This is a genomic window from Aeromonas molluscorum, from assembly GCF_051376105.1.
GTDB classification, from domain to species: Bacteria; Pseudomonadota; Gammaproteobacteria; order Enterobacterales; family Aeromonadaceae; genus Aeromonas; species Aeromonas molluscorum.
Map to the genome: position 1 here is coordinate 278,564 of NZ_JBPQCY010000002.1, position 18,743 is coordinate 297,306.

Genomic DNA, 18,743 nt, shown 5'->3' on the forward strand with positions numbered 1-18,743 from the left:
CTGATGTTTATATTGTTGTTGGCACCACTTGCCCAGGCTGAGGTGTTGCGGGATCCGACCCAGCCCCTGGATGGGCTGACAGGGAGCGCCAAGGCTCCCCAGGCTGCCGGTCTGCCCAGGCTGCAGAGCATCATGCTGGGCAATGGCCCGGCTCGCGCCGTGCTGGACGGCCAGAGCTACCGGGTGGGAGATCAGGTCAACGGCTACCGACTGGCTGGCATAGATGCCGATGCCGTGCTGCTCGACAAGGGCGGCAAGCGGTTGCGACTGGCGCTGTTTTCCGCTGGGGTACTGCAGTGAGCCCGGTGCTGGCCCCGGACCATCTTCTGCGGTACCAGATCAGGGCAACGGCAGCCTTGGTCCCTTTCAACCTTGCCGTCACCATCCTGGCGCCATGCGCCAATTCGAATCGCATTTCACGTCAGGGCATCCTCATTTCATGAAAAGACATCAACTCTGCCTGATCAGCCTCTCCTTGCTGGCCGCAGGCTGCACCAGTTATCGTCACCCCGAGCCGACCTCGGCCAAAGAGGCGCTCACCGATGCCCGGCTCGAACAGCAGCGCAACGCGCAGGCGCAGGCCCTGGCGGTGCCCAGTTCGGTGCAAAACGAGCTGTTGGCGCTGACCCGACCGGCCCTGCCCACCGCCCTGCCCGAGAAGCGGCTGCGCATCGCCGCCCACGACGTCGAGGCGGTCGATTTCTTCGGTTCCCTGTTCAAAGGGTCGCGCTACAGCGTGGCCGTGCACCCCGGAGTGGCCGGGCTCATCTCCCTCGAGCTCAAGGATGTGACCCTGCCCGAGGTACTGGCGGTGACGGCGGACATGTATGGCTATGACGTGCAGCGCAAGGGCTATGTCTATCACATCTATCCGGCCGGGCTGCGTACCGAGACCATACCGGTCAACTACCTGATGATGGCGCGCCGTGGCCAGTCCCGTACCGCCATCAACACCGGGGGTGTGACCGCCAACGACCCCAATAACAGCGGCAATAACAATAACTTCGACAGCGGAAACAACAGCAATAGCAGCAACGGATCAGGCTCTAGTCGCAACAGCGACAGCCAGAATGGCACCCAGATAGAAACAGATACCAACACCGACTACTGGACAGATCTCAAGGACTCCTTGCAGACCCTGATCGGCAAGGGCGAGGGGCGGGCCGTGATCACCAGCCCGCAAGCTGGGCTGGTCACCCTGCGGGCCTATCCCAAGGAGCTCAAGGCAGTGCGGGAATTCCTCAACCAGTCCGAGTCGCACCTCAAGCGCCAGGTGGTACTGGAGGCGCGCATCCTGGAAGTGGCCTTGAATGAAGGCTATGAACAGGGAGTGGACTGGAATGGTCTGTCGGCGACCTGGGACGGTGGTAGCAAGGGCGTCACCGGTATCGGCAGTCTGGTCGGCAACACAGTCGCCGCCAGCACCAATACCATCTTCAAGGCTCTGGGAGGCGGCGCCGGCTTCACCATCTCGGACGGCAACTTCGACGTGGCGGTCAACCTGCTCAAGACCCAAGGGGACGTGAACACCCTGTCAAGCCCGAGGGTGACGGCAACCAACAACCAGAAGGCGGTGATCAAGGTCGGCACGGACGAGTATTTCGTCACCGATGCCTCCACCACCATCACCAGCAGCAGCAACCAGGATCAGGTCTATCCGAACGTGGAGCTGACCCCCTTCTTCTCCGGCATCGCCCTGGATGTGACCCCGCAGATAGACGAACAGAATCGGGTGCTATTGCATGTGCACCCCTCGGTCATCGACACCCAGGAGCAGCAGAAGACCATCAGTGTCGGCACCGCCAATCCGCTGGTGCTGCCCCTGGCCAAGAGCTCGATCCGCGAATCCGATACCGTGGTGCAGGCCAATGACGGCGACATCATTGTCATCGGCGGTCTGATGGAAACCAAGAAGCAGGAGATAGTGAGCAAGGTGCCCCTGCTGGGCGATATTCCCTGGATTGGTGAAGCCTTTACCAACCGCAGCGAGAGTACCCGCAAGGTGGAGCTGGTGATCCTGCTCAAGCCGACGGTCGTGGACAAGGACACCTGGCAAAAAGAGCTGCAACGCTCCTCCGAGCTGCTGGACAAATGGTATCCGTCCCGGGATCAGTGAGTCGCGATGAGCGCTCGCGGCCTGTGCCCATCGGCACCCGGCAAGGCAGTGCCATGTACCTGAACCATTTCGGTCTGCAGGAGCCTCCCTTCGCCCTGACCCCGAACACGGGGTTTTACTATGGCCTGCCTCCCCACGAGGAGGCGCTGCAGGTGCTGCACTGGGCCCTGGCCGAGGGGGAAGGTTTCATCAAGGTGACCGGTGAGGTGGGAACAGGCAAGACGCTGCTCTGTCGCAAGCTGCTGGTCGAACTTGGCTCGGAACAGAAACCGGTGCGCCTCGCCTGGCTGCCCAACCCGCACCTTACGCCAGCCGAGCTGCGCATCGCCCTGGCCCTGGAGCTGGGACTGGCGGTGCGGGACAGCAGCGAGCTGGACATCACGGACCGGATCCATCGTCATCTGATCGCGCTGCACCAGCAGGGTTTTCGTGTGGTGGTGCTGATCGACGAGGCCCAGGCCCTGCCGGACGAGACACTGGAGGCGATCCGCCTGTTTGGCAACCTGGAGACGGAGTCGAACAAGCTGCTGCAAGTGGTGCTCTTTGGTCAGCCGGAACTGGATGTGCGCCTTGCACAGCCTCATTTGCGCCAGCTGCGGCAGCGTATCGGCTTCTCCTATGCCCTGCGCCCTCTGCGGCTGGACGAGGCTCGCGCCTATCTGGAACACAGGTTGCACATCTCGGGTTATCGCGGTGCCCCCCTCTTCTCGAAGGCGGCGCAGCGCCTGTTATGGCGCGCTTCCCGGGGTATTCCCCGTCTCATCAATGTATTGGCCCAAAAGAGCCTGATGGTCAGCTATGGCAAGGGCACCGCTCGCATTTTGCCTTGCCAGGTCCGGCTCGCCATTCAGGATACCGAAGATGCCTCTCGTCCCTGGCGGGGGCGCTGGCTGTGCCTGCTGCTCGTGTTGGGCGCCGCCCTGACCTATGGAGTCTGGCCATGAATCGAATCAACCGCAGTGACAAACAGTGGCCAGCCTCGACGGGGGTCTGGTCGTGAGCGTGATTAACAAGATGCTCTCCGATCTCGAACGCCGTCAGGGCAGTGGCGATGGCGCCGCCGTCTATGTGGCACCGCAGCGGGGCCAGGGCTGGTGGATGCTGCTGCTCACCCTGATTTGCGGCCTGGCGCTGGGCATATTGGGCTGGCGTAGCTGGCTCTATTGGCAGCAGAGTCATGATGCGATCCGGCCGCTCGCCCAGGTCGTCGCCCCGATCGCGGCGGCCGAGGATGAGCCCGTGGATCTGGTGGTGGCACTGCCCACTCCCAGCACCCAGGCGGTGGCCCACGCCTTGCCCGAGTTGCGCCAGCCGCCCGGTTTCGCCCGCACCGAGCCGGCGCCATCCCTTGAGGAGAGCGTCTCGGCTCAAGGGGTGCCTCCGTCACAGGCGTCTGAGTATGCCGACGAGGCCGAGCCGGAGCCGAGCGATGCACAGTTGCAGCCGGATCTCTATGCCGAACTGGATGCGGCCCAGGAGGCCGATACCCAGCCGGTCGTACCCATGCCGCGCCGTCCTGCCTCCCTCAAGATAGAGACGGTGGAGCTGAGTCAGACGGAACTGGCTTCCCTGAGCGAACGAAAAGCCACGGCGGCCCTGGCCAAGGGGCAACTGCGCGAGGCCGAGGAGCAGTTCATCGCCCTGCTGCGCCAAACCCCGGATAACGAAGAGGCTCGCCAGCAGCTGGCGGGTCTGCTTTATGGCCAGGGGCGGCTCGCCGAGGCCAGCGCCCTGCTCGAGGACGGCGTGCGCCGCCAACCCGAGCAGGCCGATTTCAGGCTGCTGCTGGCTCGTCTGGCCCTGGCCGGTGGGGACAAGCCACGGGCCCTCGACTGGCTCGGTGGCGCCCATCCGCCCCTGGCCAGCAACCTCGATTACTACGCAACCTGGGCCGGTTTGCGCCAGGAGCTGGGGCAGAATGCCCAGGCGGCGGATCTCTATGTCCAGCTGCTGCGGGTGCAGCCGGATCAGGGGCGCTGGTGGCTGGGGCTGGGGATAGCGGAAGATGGTCAGGGCCACAGCCAGCGCGCCAAAGACGCCTATCGCAATGCCCTGCTGCACGGAAATCTGGGGGAAGCCTCCCAAGCCTGGCTCAGCCAGCGCATGGCCCAGCTCGGCCCCTGAGGTCACTTTGGCCCCATGGTATTGAACAGTGAGATGGCACAGCCCGCCTAGGGCGTGCCCAGACAGATAGCAGGGACGTCGCTTGCAAAGCGGGCCCACAGCACCGGAGTTTTCATGGCACAACCGAGACTGAAGATGCGCCTCGGCGATCTGCTGGTTCAAGAGCAGATCGTCTCTGACGATCAGCTGCAACTTGCCCTGCAACAGCAGCGCCAGACCAGCCGCAAGCTGGGGACTACCCTCATCGATCTCGGCTTTATCAGCGAGGAGCAGCTGCTTAAGTTCCTGGCCCGCCAGCTGGGGGTGCCCTTCTTCGACCTCAACAACCTCACCATCGATGCCAAGGCGGTCGCCCTCTTGCCCGAGGTGCAGGCCCGCCGTTACCGCGCGCTGGCCGTGCATCAGAGCGAGCATGAGGTGACGGTAGCCATGTCGGATCCCGCCGATCTCAGCGCCCTGGATGCCATTGCCAATCTGTTGCGTCCGCGGGAGATGAAACTCGCCGTGGCCCGAGAGGGTCAGCTGCTCGACTATTTCGACCGCCTCTACCGTCGTACTCGCGAGATAGAGAGCTTCGCCGAGCAGTTGCAGGAGGAGTATCAGGACGCAGGCTTCGAGCTGGGATCCAGCAATCTGGAAGGGGGCAATGAGGGGGAGGCGACCGTGGCCAAGCTGCTGCGCTCCCTGTTCGAGGATGCGGTGCAGGTGGGCGCCTCGGATATCCACATCGAGCCGGACGAGAAGGTGCTGCGCATTCGCCAGCGTATCGATGGTGTGTTGCACGAGAACATATTGAACGAGGTGCGCATCGCCCAGGCGCTGGTGTTGCGCCTCAAGCTGGTGGCGGGTCTCGATATCTCCGAGAAGCGGCTGCCCCAGGATGGCCGTTTCGCCATGAAGGTGCGGGGCCGGGACGTGGATGTGCGACTGTCGACCATGCCGGTGCAGCACGGGGAGTCCGTGGTGATGCGGCTGCTGGATCAGAGCGCCGGTATTCTCTCCCTCGATGAGACGGGGATGCCGCCCGAGATACTGGTGCGCTTTCGCCGCCAGCTCAAGCGTCCCCACGGCATGATACTGGTGACGGGGCCGACCGGCAGCGGCAAGACCACCACGCTTTATGGCGCGCTGTCCGAGCTCAATCAGCCGAGTCAGAAGATCATCACGGTAGAAGACCCGGTGGAGTACCGACTGCCCCGGGTCAACCAGGTGCAGGTCAATCCCAAGATAGGGCTGACGTTCTCCCAGGTGTTGCGATCCACCCTGCGTCAGGATCCAGACATCCTGCTGGTGGGTGAGATGCGTGACAACGAGACGGTGGAGATAGGGCTGCGCGGCGCCATCACGGGCCACCTGGTACTGACCACGCTGCACACCAACGATGCCATCAGCAGTGCCCTGCGCCTCATCGACATGGGGGCCCCCGGCTATCTGGTGGCCAGCGCCCTGCGCGCCGTGGTGGCCCAGCGTTTGGTGCGTCGGCTGTGCGAGCACTGCAGCGAGCCCAAGGCGCCGGATGAGGGGCAAGAGAGCTGGCTGGCCACCCTGTCTGGGGAGGCGCCGGGCCAGCACGATTATCACAAGGGTCGTGGTTGCCAGAGTTGCAACTTCACCGGCTATCGTGGTCGGGTTGGCGTCTACGAGCTGCTCGAACTGGATCAGACCATGATGGATGCCCTGCGCCGTGACGATACCGAGGGCTTTGCCCGGGCCGCGCGCCAGCACCCCCACTATCGCCCTCTGGCCCTGACTGCCCTCGACTATGCCCGCAGTGGCATTACCTCGGTGGATGAGGTGCTGCGTCTGGCCGAGGATCTGGGTTAAGCCATGGCGAACTTTGCATACAAGGGACGCGACAAGCTTGGCAAGGCGGTCAGCGGCACCCTGGAGGCGGCCAGCGAACTGGCCGCCGCCGACAGCCTGATGCGGCGCGGCATCTTGCCGACCGAGCTGCGCGAGCTGCGTGCCAGCGGTGGTGACATCAATCTCTCCCAGCTGTTCGAATCCAAGGTGCGACTGGAAGAGCTGGTGGTGTTCAGTCGCCAGATGTATGCCCTGACCCGGGCCGGCATTCCCATATTGCGCGCCATCGCGGGCCTGGAAGAGAGTGCCCACAGCAAGCCCCTCAAACGAGCCCTGCATCAGCTCGGGGAAGATCTGGGCAATGGTCGGCCGTTGTCGAGTGCCATGCAGAGTCATCCCAAGGTGTTCAGCAGCCTGTTCATCGCCATCATCCACGTGGGGGAGAACACGGGTCAGCTGGAGGAAGCCTTCCAACAGCTTGCCAACTATTTCGATCTGGAGCTGGAGACCCGCAAAAGGATCAAGGCCGCCATGCGTTACCCCAGCTTCGTGATGATCGCCATCGGCATCGCCATGGTGATCCTCAACATCATGGTGATCCCGGTCTTTGCCAACATGTTCGCCAAGTTCGGGGTCGAGCTGCCCCTAGCAACCCGGATCCTGCTCGCCACCTCCCACTTCTTCGTGCACTACTGGTGGTTGCTGCTGGCGGGGTTGATTGCGAGCGTATTGGGTTGGCGCCACTGGGTGCGCACCCGGGCAGGCCAGCTGAGCTGGCACAGATGGCAGCTTAAATTACCCATAGTCGGCAGCATCATCGAGCGCTCCCTGTTGGCCCGCTTCGCGCGCAGTTTCTCCATGATGCTCAAGGCCGGTGTGCCCCTGAACCAGGCGCTGGCGCTGGTGGCCGATGCGGTGGATAACGCCTTCATGGCCGATCGGATCCGCGAGATGCGCGGCGGCATAGAGCGTGGCGAGAGCCTGCTGCGCACCGCCGGTGCCAGTGCCCTGTTTACCCCCCTGGTGATGCAGATGATCGCCGTGGGAGAGGAGACCGGCCAGGTGGACGAATTGCTGCACGAGGCGGCCGAGTATTACGAGCGGGAGGTGGACTACGACCTCAAGAGCCTCACCGCCCGCATCGAGCCCATCCTCATCGGCCTGGTGGCCATCATGGTGCTGATCCTGGCGCTGGGTATCTTTACTCCCATGTGGGACATGATGAGCGCGGTCAGGGGCGGAAGATGATGACTGCGAACTTGATGATTGGTTTGGGCATCGTTACTTCACCACAGCGGGACATGATGAGCGCGGTCAGGGGCGGAAGATGATGGCTGCGAACTTGATGATTGGTTTGGGCATCGTTACGTCACCACAGCGGGACATGATGAGCGCGGTCAGGGGCGGAAGATAATGGCTGCGAACTTGATGATTGGTTTGGGCATCGTTACGTCACCACAGCGGGACATGATGAGCGCGGTCAGGGGCGGAAGATAATGGCTGCGAACTTGATGATTGGTTTGGGCATCGTTACGTCACCACAGCGGGACATGATGAGTGCGGTCAGGGGCGGAAGATAATGGCTGTGAACTTGATGATTGGTTTGGGCCTCGTTACGTCACCACAGCGGGGCATGATGAGTGCAGTCAGGGCCGGAAGATGATGGCTGAGGGCTGGGGAAAAAGATGAGTCGCCAGGGGGAGCAAGACATTCGCTGGCTGTCGGGCTATCGGCTGCTGGCGGCCATTCTGGTGCTGCTGGTGATCATCGCCACCCTGGTCGGCGGCTATCACCGCCATCGCGATCAGGCGTTGGCGACCAGTCTGACCCTGCTTGGAGAGCAGTTTGCCGAGCGGATGCAGCGTCTCCATGGCCGCTGGCTCGAGGAGCGCAGACCTGCACAGTTTCACACCCAGGGGCAGGTCTGGCAATTTAGTGAGCGTGGTTGGCCACTGGGGCTGGCGCCATTGATAACCCCTTCCAGCGATTGCCAGCAACTGTGGCAGAGCGTCATGGGGTCGTCTTCGCTTGGCAATCTGCCGCTGCAATTTCGGGGAATGGTGGGGGGCTGCCTCATTGGCGCCGAGTCGCACTGGTTGCACTATCGCTTCGCCGATGGTCGGGTTTCCCCTTGGCGTGCGCCGCCAGGCGGGGCTGAACGAGGCTAACTTTTCACCTCGTTCCCATGATTTTTTTATATCTACATGAAATAATACCGCGTCCGATGGAGGATCCATGGCATATAGCAAGCGCAGAGAGTTCACAACAGGCGGGAGTCTGCCCCGTGGGGCTGCGGGCTTTTCGCTGATCGAGCTGGTGATTGTCATCGTCATCCTGGGCATATTGGCGGCCACCGCCTTGCCACGGTTTCTCGACGTGACCGACGAGGCGAAGAAGGCGAGCGTGGAAGGGGTGTCGGGCGGCTATGCCACCGCCGTCTCTCTGGTGCGAGCCCAGTGGGAAGCCGAAGGTCGGGCCAAGCAGGATGCACAAAATACCGTGCTCTATGATGGCACTCGCTTCTATCTGACTACTCCCACCGACAGCCAGATTGCCAATGGCGAGCTCTCTCCCGGTTATCCCATGGATACCGCGGGCGGAGCGGCTGACGTCGATCCGGCCAACTTGACAGCCCAGCGCTGTTTGCGAATTTGGGATGGATTGCTGCAAAATCCCCCCAAGGCTACTGCCAGCTTCTCCGAGGTGCGTAGTAGTGGTAATGACCTGAAATACTATGCCACCGTATCCAGTAATGGCCTCGACTCCGTTTGTCGCTACTACCTGGTCAATAGTTTGAGTAAGGGTAGTGATGGGCAGTATCAGGACCCGCAAGGGAGCACTGAGGCGTTCATGAGTTTCAGTTACCGCCCGGCTTCCGGCCAGGTGACCACCAATATCAACTGATTTTATTATCGACAGAGGACAAGAGATGAAAAAACAAGCAGGCTTTACCCTGGTAGAACTGGTGATCGTCATCATCATCCTGGGCATTCTGGCGGTCACTGCCGCACCCAAGTTCCTGAATCTGCAGGATGATGCTAACAAAGCTGCCGCCCAAGGTGTAGCTGCAGCCCTGCAAAGTGGCGCTCAATTGGTCTATAGCCGTTCAGCTTTGGATGGTACAGAGAAAGAGAAAACCGCTTCAGTTTCTGCTGGAAATAGTACTGTGACGACAGTTTATGGTTACCCTACAGCGGATAATGCTGGCATTGGTGAGGCTGTCACCATTGATGGCGGTTGGTCGCAGAAAAATGATGATGGTGTATTCACCACAGATCAGGCCAACAGCTGTGAAGTTGTTTATAAAGCTCCCTCTGTGGCTGGCGCTACGTTCTCGGTCTCGCTGAGTGGTGCGACTTGTAACTAAGCCGACTGGCAATGACGCGGGGCTCAATGCCCCGCTTTTCTGCGATGACTCAAGCGAGAGTGACAATGGCTTCGAGTAGAGGCTTTACCTTAGTCGAATTGGTCATCGTGATCCTGCTGCTCGGGATTCTGGCCGCCTTTGCCGTGCCCAAATGGCTGGGCAAAGGCGGCTTTGAAATCCATACCCTGCGCGACGAGCTGGTGGCCCGGCTGCGGCTGGTGCAGACCATGAACATGAACGAAGGCGCAGATCGCTGCACCCAGTTGGTGCTGGAGGCGAACCGCTTCGCTCACCTCACCCAGGTGGGCATCTGCAGTGCCAGCCCGATCGCCAACTGGAGTGCGAACGAACTGACTCGGGGCCGCCCGGTGCAGGCTTCCGGCACTATTGTCCTCTCCCCCGAGACATCACTCAGTTTCGATAAACGCAGTGGCCGTCCCTTGGGAACCTGCACCGCCGGCTGCGAGCTGACTGTGAGCGGAGGGGGGGAGTCAGTTCAGCTGCGCATCGAGGCCGAGGGGTATATCCATGCCCTCCCTTAACCATGCCAACTCTGCCCGCGGCTTTACCCTGATTGAGCTTGTCGTCGGCATGGTGCTGCTTGCGGTGGCACTGACCGGCATCCTGGGTTTGCTTGTCAATCAGGCCCCCCAGTCGGTCGATCCGGTGCAACAGGTACGTGCCGCCCAGCTGGCGCAGCGGGTCTTGAGCGAGATTTTGCAGAAATCCTTCGATGAAGACTCGGATCATAACGGTGGCCGTTATCGCTGTGGCGAGACGGCCGGTACCCCGCCCGTCACCATACCCTCCTGCTCGACCAGCTATGGCCCGGATCCCGATGAAGAGGGGCTCGCCCCCTATGTCTACAACGACGTGGACGATTTTGATACCGCGGGACAATGGCAGGATGCCAGTCTGTTTACCCAGACGGCTGTCGGCGTCAGCGACCAAGAGTATCGCCACTATCAGATCAGGATCGCCGTCACGCCAGATGCGCTGTTTGGCAGCCCGGGCGCCGGAGCGCAATCCATCGGCAAGCGTGTCGCGCTGACGGTGCGACTGCCGGATGGGAGTGAAGTGGATTTCACCCTCTATCGGGGAAATTACTGATGGGGGTGCACAGGGGCTTTACCCTGGTCGAGCTGGTCATGGTGATCCTGCTGCTCGGGGTCATGGCCACCTTCTCCAGCCAGTTCATCGGGATCGGCACCCAGATCTACGGCGATGCCAGTCGCCGTGAGCAGCTGATGAGCGATGCCCGCTTCGCCCTGGAGCGGCTCAATCGCGAGTTGCGCGACGCCGTGCCTGGCTCGGTGCGCATCGAAGATGATGCGCAGAACGGGATGGATCAGGGAGCCTGCCTGCGCTTCTGGCCCATCACCACCGCTAGCCGTTATCTGGGCTCGGCGGTCAGTGCTGGGCTCACCATAGTGACGCCGGATGTGTTGCCCGAACAGGATAAGGATCTGGCCATCGTCTATCCCCTGGCAAACCCGGATCTCACCCTGGATCAGGGCTGTGTCTATGGCCGCTGCGTCGCCGGGGTTGCCACGGTAGAGAGTCCTGTGTCGGGTGCCCTGTCGCTGACAATGGATGGCAGCGTCACCGCGGACTCCCCGGGCAAGCGTGTCTACTTTGCCAACCAGCAGGTTCGCTACTGCGTGACGGGCACTACCCTGACCCGGGCCAGTGCTGCCATCGGGTCTGACGTCAGCGTTAGCCCATCGGCCCTGATGGCCGAGCATATCCGCCCGGCGGCCTATTACTTCTATCGGGAGCCCGCCGCCTTCAGCCAGAGCGAGGTGGGAGTGCGGCTGGAATTTGAGCGCAGCGGCGAGCGTGTCGTCTTCAATCACAAGCTGGAGCTGCTCAATGTCCCCTAGGCCCCCTCGCATGATGACGCCCCAGAGTGGCAGCGCCATCATGGTCGCCCTTTTCGTCATCGTCATCATGGCGTTGCTTGCCGCGGCCATGGGGCGTTTCCTGCTCGATAGCAGTGAAAAAAACACGGTGGAGGTGCGCGGGGTGCGGGCCTTGATGGCGGCCCAGAGCGGCCTGGAAATAGCCCTTTATCAACTGTTTCCCAACCGCAGTGGCGCCGACCTGCCCGCCGCCTGCGCCAATGTGGCGGCGTCCCGGGCATTTGCCAATGATCCCGGCCTGAAGGGGTGTAAGGTGGCGGTGAGCTGCAATGAGGTCCAGACCCAGCGGGATGGCGAGATCAGCATCACCTACCGGCTCACCAGCCAGGGGCAGTGTGGTGGAGAGGCCCCGATGGGCGCCAGCCCGGACTTTGCCGTGAGCCGCACCCTGGTGGCGGAAGCCTTTGATGGAGTGACGCCGTGAGACCGCCTATGATGAGTGAGAATCCATGATGTCCCGTTTTCACCCCGCCCTTTGGTTGGCGCTGGCCTGGTGCTCAGCCTCGGTTGAGGCCGCCAGCCAGTGTACTGCGGCCTTCACCTACCCGGTCCAGAGTCATGCCGCTCCCGGCCGACTCACCATGAGTGGGGAGAGCCGGATCACCAGCGCCACCGTGGATACCAACTACCCCTTCCTTGGCAAAACCATCCAGCCAAATGCCAACTGCAACAACGGCGGCTATTGGAACGGGGGAACCTGGATCGCCAATTGCAACGTCAGCGGGGCCTTGGCCAATCCCCTCAAGGATGTGGCTTTTATCAGCGATCCCGATGAGTTTCCGGCCGATCCCGGCGATTTCCCCACCTACAACGGACAGAGCAACCTGGCATGTACCAGCGCCTTCACCCCCGCGCCCGGTAATTACAAGAACGCTTCCTGGAACAACGGCAACTGCCTGGCCACTCTGCAATCCGGGCAAACCTATCGCTTCGACACCCTGTCGCTCTCTGACGGGGCCGTGCTCAACCTCAATGGCGCGACCGTCTATGCCAAGGCAGTACAGGTCACAGGGTACTCGGATGGCATCAAGGGCAGTGGCAACCTGCACGTGGATCAGCTGACGGTCTCCGGCAACGGCAAGCTGTCCGGTGCGAACGTCACCGTTTATGACAGACTGGCGCTGTCGACCAGCTCGATTGGCAATGTCACGGCCAGTTTCCAACCCCACTATCTCGACAGGGCCAGCTTGAGTGGGCAGAGTCAGATGCCCATGGCGGCGGGCGACTGGGCCATCAGGGACCTGACGGTCGAGGACAACAGCGACATGACTCTGCAGGGCCACAGCTCCCTCAGCGTCTATGGACTCAAGATGAAAGACCAGGGCAGGATCACGGCGGCGGGTAGTCGCGGCGATCTGACCCTCAAGTTGCATCAGACCCTGGAGGTGAGCGACAACGGCGTCATCAATGGCTACTTGCAGGCCCCCTATGTCAGGACATTCAAGCATCAGAGCTCGTCCGATATCCGGCTCTACTTCCGTGGCGGCAGCCACTGGATCGACAAGCTGGAGCTTGGCAGCAACGACAAGCTGATCTTCGATACCGGCGATGCCGCCCAGCTCTACCTCAAGAGTGACCTTACCCTGAGTAACCAGATGGAGGTCAATGCCGGCGGCAAAGCCAACGATCTGATGTTCTACCACTTTGGCAGGATGACCATCAGCGACAACGCCATGCTCAACGCCATCCTCTATGTGAATGCGGGTGATCTGGTCATGAGCGGGCAGGCTCAGCTGACGGGGGCTGTGTCGGCGGTAAATGTCACCATGGCGAACAATAGCAAGATCATCCATGAACCTTTTACCGGTGACTGGCCCGGTATCTGCGAAGAGGATCTGCTCTGCTTCAGTGACGACTTCTCCGCCAGCAACCTCGGCAACAGCTGGGTGGTGGCCCGCAGCAGCGGCAATTTCACCCCCGCCATCGTCAATGGCCGGCTCGGCATGACCCAGGCCAGTCCCCGCCAGTCCACTTCGGCGACTTATCAGCGCCTGTTCCCCGCCGCCAACAATCTGGTGACCATCGAATTCGACCAGTATGCCTATGGGGGCAACGGGGCGGACGGTATGGCGGTGGTGTTGTCCGATGCCAGGGTGACCCCCCAGCCGGGGGCTTTCGGTGGGCCGCTTGGTTATGGTTTCAAGCCAGGTGTCAGCGGTTTTGCCGGAGGCTGGCTCGGGGTGGGAATAGATGAATATGGCAACTTCTCCGGCGAAGGCGGGGCGACCAACAAGGGGCGGCGCAAGCAGTCCGTGGTGGTGCGTGGCTCGGGCTCAGGCACCAGCGGCTACAACTACCTCAAGGGCACCTGCAACAACGGCGCCGACAACGCTGGCGGCAACTGCCTCTCACCGGCTGTGGACAGCGGCTCGGACAGTAGTCGCCCCCATCGCTATCGGCTGACGGTGGATTCGCGTACCGGCGGTCAGTCCCTGGTCAAGATCGAGCGCAACACGGGAAGCGGTTACAGCACCCTGATCGACAGCTTCAATGCTGCCGGTCAGAGCGGCCAGGCCGCCGTGCCTGATAACTTCCTGTTGTCGCTGACTGGCTCGACCGGGGACCTGACTAATGCCCACCAGATAGACAATGTCCGGATCTGCGCCCTGCGCTCCGACCCCGTAGGCAATCAGATTGACCATTTTGAGTTCGACCATGGTGGCCATCCCCTGACCTGCAATCCGGAGACCCTGACCATCCGGGCCTGCGCCAATGCCAGTTGCAGCCAGCTGTTCACCGATCCCGTGAGCGCCACGCTGACACCGGCAAAGAGCGGCAGCAATGGCTGGATCGCCAGCAATCAGGTGAGCTACAGCGGCAACACTGCCATGGTGAGCTTCAGCGGCGGCAGCACCAGCTTGCAGCTGCGCAACAACCTCAAGGGGGCCGTGGTCGTGGGGGTGAGCGGCTCGACCCCGTCCACCAAACCGCTGAGTACCAGCTTGTGCCGGGCGGGGGGCGGGGCGCTCAGCGCCTCTGCCTGTACTCTGGACTTTGCCGACAGCGGCTTTGTGTTCGATGTGCTGGATACCCTGGCCAACAAACCGCAGCAGGTGGTGATGAAGGCGGTCAAGAAAGACGATGCGAGCCAGCAGTGCGTGCCCGGTTTTGCCGATGTGAGCAAGCCGGTCAGCTTCTGGAGCGGCTATGTCAGCCCGGCGAGCAATGCCTTTGACAGCAGGGTCACGGTCAACGGCACTGCCATCGCCACTTCCCAGGGGACGGCCATCACCAGCAACCTGAATTTCGATGCCAAAGGTGAAGTGACCCTGGTGGTCAACTATCCGGATGCGGGCAAGATGCAGCTCAATGTCCGCCACGATGGCAGTGGTGACACGGCCGGCCTGGTGATGACGGGAGCGGATACCTTCATCAGCCGTCCGGTCGGGCTCTGCATCACGCCCGCTGAGGGCTCCTGTACGGCAGGGAATGCCAGTTGCGCCGTGTTCAAGAAGACCGGTGAGGCGTTCCAGCTGGATATCAAAGGGGTGGCCTGGCAAGCGGACGATGACAAAGACTTGTGCCGCGACAACCTGGCGACCCCCAACTTCGCGCTGGCCAATATTGCGCTGGGCAGCGAGCTGGTGGCGCCCAAACCCGGTGTGGAGGCAGTGGTCGGCACGTCCAGCTACGACCACTCCAACCAGAAGAGCGGCGACAATCTCAACTCCGTCGGCCAGTCGGTGGGCGAGGTCGGGGTGTTCCGGATGACGGCGACACCACCAGTGGCGATATCCCCAGCAACGGGTTATTTCGGATACACCATTCCTCCCGCTATCAGCACGCCTGTAGGGCGCTTTATTCCGGTGGATTTCAATCTGGTCAGCGGCGACATCATGCCCGCCTGCGGCGAGTTTTCCTATATGGGGCAACCCTTCCTGGCGAAGCTGAATATCCAGGCCCGCAATCAGTTTGGCGAGACAACCCAAAACTATCGAGGGGATTTTGCCAGGGGGGATGCCTATCTGAGCGTGGCCAACAACCGAGACGGGGTGTCACTCTCCGCCCGGCTGCGCAGTCTGGGGCCGCTGCCCTGGGTGGCAGGGGAGGCCGATTTCAAGGGGGCGACGGACTTTGCCCGCCGCTCCGATGACCAGCCGGACGGCCCCTACCGCGCCCTCTCGTTTGGTCTCTATATGCAGGATCAGGATGGTGAGCGGACCCTGATCGCCAACCCCGACTTCAATGACGTGCAGGTTGGGACATGCAGCGGTGCCAGCTGCAATGCGAGGCTCATCGATGAGGTGCCCATGGAGGCTTACTTTGGCCGAGTGCAGGCCGGCACCCGGCAGGGGGTGGCCACGGCGCCGCTGGCGGTGCCCCTGCAACTGCAATATTACCAGGCGGGGGAGTGGCACTATATGCTGGCGGATCAATGTACCCGTCTCTCCCTAAGCGATGATGGCATCCTGTTTACCGACGACAATCAGAGTTTCGATGAGGGAAGCGGCAATCTGTCGCTGGATGACAACACCCGGATCCGGCTCGGCTTGGGTCAGATGGCGCCTGGTACCATGGCTGAAACCGCACGGGATGGCGTCGTCCTTTTGCAGTTCGGGGCCCCAGGCCGATCAGTGCGTATTCCATTTAGGCTCGATCTGAGCAGGCAACCCGAGTCGGCGTTGCAACCAGGACGGCGGCCGCTCTGGCTTTTGGACCCCCAGAGCCTGAATGGCATGGCGATTTTCGGCATGGGTCGCGGTAATGACAGAATTATTTATCGCCGCGAAGTGATGCACTGAAACTGATATCTGGACGAGGATCGGGGCTGTTTGGCCTGAGCCCGCCTCTTATCTCCTTGTTTCTTAGTGTTTGTCTGCTTGTGCCAGTGAGTGATGACTCGCATTTTTGTCGCGCTTGATTGATTGGTGACAGTTTGAGCGCTTGCCGATTGGGGTGCGCATTGGTAAAGTTAGCCGGTTTTCCGCACCTCCAAATTCTTAGGATTTCCCGTAGCCATGTTCAAAAAGCTCAGAGGCGTCTTTTCCAACGATCTGTCGATCGACTTGGGAACTGCCAACACCCTGATCTACGTAAAAGATCAAGGGATCGTCCTTAACGAACCCTCAGTTGTCGCCATTCGCCAAGAGCGCGGGAACGCCAAATCGGTCGCTGCCGTCGGTCATGCCGCCAAGCAGATGCTGGGCCGTACCCCAGGCAACATCTCCGCCATCCGTCCGATGAAAGACGGCGTTATCGCCGATTTCTACGTGACCGAGAAGATGCTGCAGCACTTCATAAAGCAGGTTCACGACAACAACTATTTCCGCCCCAGCCCCCGTGTGCTGGTGTGCGTGCCGTGTGGTTCTACCCAAGTAGAACGCCGTGCCATCAAGGAATCTGCACTGGGCGCTGGTGCCCGTGAGGTTTACCTGATCGATGAACCCATGGCTGCCGCCATCGGTGCCGGCCTGCCGGTTTCCGAAGCGACAGGTTCCATGGTGGTCGATATTGGTGGTGGTACCACTGAAGTGGCCATCATCTCTCTGAACGGCGTGGTTTACTCCCAGTCCGTGCGGATCGGTGGTGACAAGTTTGACGAAGCCATCATCAGCTACGTGCGCCGCAACTATGGCAGCCTGATCGGGGAAGCCACCGCCGAGCGCATCAAGCACGAGATAGGCTCCGCCTATCCGGGCGAAGAAGTGCGCGAGATCGAAGTGCGTGGTCGTAACCTGGCTGAAGGTGTACCGCGCAGCTTCACTCTGAACTCCAACGAGATCCTGGAAGCGCTGCAAGAGCCGCTGTCCGGGATCGTCGCCGCCGTGATGGTGGCCCTGGAGCAATCTCCGCCGGAACTGGCGTCCGACATCTCCGAGCGCGGCATGGTGCTGACCGGTGGTGGTGCCCTGCTCAAGGATATCGACCGTCTGCTGATGGAAGAGACTGGCATTCCGGTTGTCGTGGCTGAAGATCCCCTCACCTGTGTGGCCCGTGGCGGCGGCAAGGCGCTGGAGCTGATCGACATGCACGGTGGCGACCTATTCCACTACGAATAAGACCCAAAGCCGGCCGAGCGCCGGCTCTTTTTTGACGACTCATGAAACCCATTTTTGGTAGAGGCCCTTCGCTTCAGTTACGGTTGTTTCTCGCCGTCATCATCTCGGTTGCTGCCATCGTTGCGGATTCCCGCTTCGGTGTGTTCAGTCACGTCCGCGTTTATCTGAGCTCCCTCGTCAGCCCGCTGCAATATATCGCCAATGCCCCCAGCTCCCTGCTCGACACCATGTCGACTCAGGTGCAGACCCGATCCGACCTGATTGAGCAGACCAAGCAGCAGGAGCAGCAGTTGTTCACCCTGCGCTCGCGCCTGCTCAAGATGGATCATCTGGAGCATGAGAATCAGCGGTTGCGAGAACTGCTCGGCTCCCCAGTTCATAACGAGTCCCGAAAGATGGTGGCCGAGCTGCTGTCGGTGGATTCCGACCCCTTCAGCCATCAGGTACTGATCAACAAGGGCGCACTGGATGGCGTCTATAACGGCCAGCCGGTGATCAACGATCAGGGGGTGATAGGACAGGTACTGCACGTGGGATCCACCACCAGCCGCGTCCTGCTCATCACCGACACCAGCCACGGCATTCCGGTACGGGTGCTGCGCAACGATCTGCGCGCCATCGCCTCCGGCAGTGGCGAGCTGGACAAGCTGGAGCTGCGCAACCTGCCGCGCAATACCGATGTGCAGGTGGGGGATCTGCTGGTCACCTCGGGCCTGGGCGGCCGCTTCCCGGAAGGCTATCCGGTGGCGACCGTGACCCGCTCCGACTATGTGGAGGGCAAGCCCTTCGCCCAGATAGAGGCCAAGCCGCTGGTGGCGCTCGACAGATTGCGTTACCTCTTGCTGCTGTGGACTGACAAGAAGCCCGAGGTCCATGACGCAGAGGCCGTGGTACCGGCTGCCTCGGCCGCGGGAGCAACCCGCTGATGCTGGAACCCGCTAGCGGGCGAGTCTGGATCTGGCTCTCGGTCATGCTGGCCCTGAGCCTCTCCATCATGCCGCTCCCCTTTCAGTTCGAACCTTTCCGGCCGGACTGGCTCGCCATGGTACTCATTTACTGGGCACTGGCCTTGCCTCACCGGGCCAATGTCGGCACCGCCTGGGTGGCCGGTCTGCTGCTGGATGTGCTGCTGGGCAGCACCCTCGGCGTGCGTGCCATGGCCATGGCCATCAGTACCTACCTGGCGGCGTTCCAGTTCCAGAAGATCCGCAACTTCTCCCTCTGGCAGCAGGCTCTCATCATAGGTCTGCTCTCCCTGGTGGGTAAGGTCGCCATCTTCTGGGCCGAGCATCTGTTTGGTCGTGCTAGCCTCAATCTGGCCTATTTCTGGTCCACCCTCTCCACGATGTTAATATGGCCTTGGGTGTTTCTGGTGCTGCGCAAAGTGCGCCGCCGCTTTAATATCAAGTGAT

Annotated in this window: 17 protein-coding genes; all 17 read left to right on the forward strand. The window is 61.5% G+C overall.

Annotation, left to right across the window (positions count from 1 at the left end):
- Nucleotides 1-3 precede the first annotated feature (3 nt).
- The 17 genes from ACSMDR_RS11915 to mreD all read left to right on the forward strand — a co-directional run bounded on the left by ACSMDR_RS11915 (nt 4) and on the right by mreD (nt 18,742).
- Complete coding sequence (locus ACSMDR_RS11915) at nt 4-300, forward strand: SctD/MshK family protein (protein WP_407919103.1); 297 nt, start codon at nt 4-6, stop codon at nt 298-300.
- Between the two features lie 139 nt (nt 301-439).
- Nucleotides 440-2,116 (forward strand): pilus (MSHA type) biogenesis protein MshL, encoded by a 1,677-nt coding sequence (gene mshL / locus ACSMDR_RS11920; protein WP_436468386.1) that lies wholly within the window; start codon nt 440-442, stop codon nt 2,114-2,116.
- Nucleotides 2,117-2,169: 53 nt separating this feature from the next.
- Complete coding sequence (locus ACSMDR_RS11925; protein WP_436468387.1) at nt 2,170-3,060, forward strand: ExeA family protein; 891 nt, start codon at nt 2,170-2,172, stop codon at nt 3,058-3,060.
- A gap of 52 nt (nt 3,061-3,112) precedes the next feature.
- On the forward strand, nt 3,113-4,240 hold the full coding sequence (locus ACSMDR_RS11930; protein WP_436468388.1) for a tetratricopeptide repeat protein: 1,128 nt from the start codon (nt 3,113-3,115) through the stop codon (nt 4,238-4,240).
- Nucleotides 4,241-4,354: 114 nt separating this feature from the next.
- Nucleotides 4,355-6,064: an MSHA fimbrial ATPase MshE gene (mshE, locus tag ACSMDR_RS11935; protein ID WP_436468389.1), complete on the forward strand. Its 1,710-nt coding sequence runs from the start codon at nt 4,355-4,357 to the stop codon at nt 6,062-6,064.
- 3 nt (nt 6,065-6,067) lie between these two features.
- Entirely contained in the window at nt 6,068-7,291 is a 1,224-nt protein-coding gene (locus ACSMDR_RS11940; protein ID WP_436468390.1) for a type II secretion system F family protein, read from the forward strand.
- A 437-nt stretch (nt 7,292-7,728) separates the two neighbouring features.
- Entirely contained in the window at nt 7,729-8,211 is a 483-nt protein-coding gene (locus ACSMDR_RS11945; protein WP_436468391.1) for a hypothetical protein, read from the forward strand.
- A gap of 67 nt (nt 8,212-8,278) precedes the next feature.
- A complete protein-coding gene (locus ACSMDR_RS11950) occupies nt 8,279-8,947 on the forward strand; it encodes a type II secretion system protein (protein ID WP_005900215.1) in 669 nt (222 codons plus the stop codon).
- Between the two features lie 25 nt (nt 8,948-8,972).
- Nucleotides 8,973-9,410 (forward strand): prepilin-type N-terminal cleavage/methylation domain-containing protein, encoded by a 438-nt coding sequence (locus tag ACSMDR_RS11955; protein WP_436468392.1) that lies wholly within the window; start codon nt 8,973-8,975, stop codon nt 9,408-9,410.
- Between the two features lie 65 nt (nt 9,411-9,475).
- Nucleotides 9,476-9,952, forward strand: a complete 477-nt coding sequence (locus ACSMDR_RS11960) for a pilus assembly FimT family protein (protein ID WP_436468393.1) — start codon at nt 9,476-9,478, stop codon at nt 9,950-9,952.
- On the forward strand, nt 9,939-10,520 hold the full coding sequence (locus ACSMDR_RS11965; RefSeq protein ID WP_436468394.1) for a prepilin-type N-terminal cleavage/methylation domain-containing protein: 582 nt from the start codon (nt 9,939-9,941) through the stop codon (nt 10,518-10,520). Before ACSMDR_RS11960 ends, ACSMDR_RS11965 begins: the two co-directional genes overlap by 14 nt.
- Nucleotides 10,520-11,293, forward strand: coding sequence for a PilW family protein (locus ACSMDR_RS11970; RefSeq protein WP_436468395.1), 774 nt, complete (start codon nt 10,520-10,522; stop codon nt 11,291-11,293). The genes ACSMDR_RS11965 and ACSMDR_RS11970 overlap by 1 nt, the downstream gene beginning before the upstream one ends.
- Nucleotides 11,283-11,756 carry an MSHA biogenesis protein MshP gene (locus ACSMDR_RS11975; RefSeq protein ID WP_436468396.1) on the forward strand — a complete coding sequence of 158 codons (474 nt, stop codon included), beginning with the start codon at nt 11,283-11,285 and terminating at the stop codon, nt 11,754-11,756. The genes ACSMDR_RS11970 and ACSMDR_RS11975 overlap by 11 nt, the downstream gene beginning before the upstream one ends.
- A gap of 25 nt (nt 11,757-11,781) precedes the next feature.
- Entirely contained in the window at nt 11,782-16,074 is a 4,293-nt protein-coding gene (locus ACSMDR_RS11980) for a DUF6701 domain-containing protein (RefSeq protein ID WP_436468397.1), read from the forward strand.
- A 216-nt stretch (nt 16,075-16,290) separates the two neighbouring features.
- On the forward strand, nt 16,291-17,331 hold the full coding sequence (locus ACSMDR_RS11985; protein ID WP_005340051.1) for a rod shape-determining protein: 1,041 nt from the start codon (nt 16,291-16,293) through the stop codon (nt 17,329-17,331).
- Nucleotides 17,332-17,372: 41 nt separating this feature from the next.
- Entirely contained in the window at nt 17,373-18,257 is an 885-nt protein-coding gene (gene mreC, locus ACSMDR_RS11990) for a rod shape-determining protein MreC (protein ID WP_436468398.1), read from the forward strand.
- Nucleotides 18,257-18,742, forward strand: coding sequence for a rod shape-determining protein MreD (mreD, locus tag ACSMDR_RS11995; protein WP_436468399.1), 486 nt, complete (start codon nt 18,257-18,259; stop codon nt 18,740-18,742). Before mreC ends, mreD begins: the two co-directional genes overlap by 1 nt.
- Nucleotide 18,743: the final 1 nt, after the last annotated feature.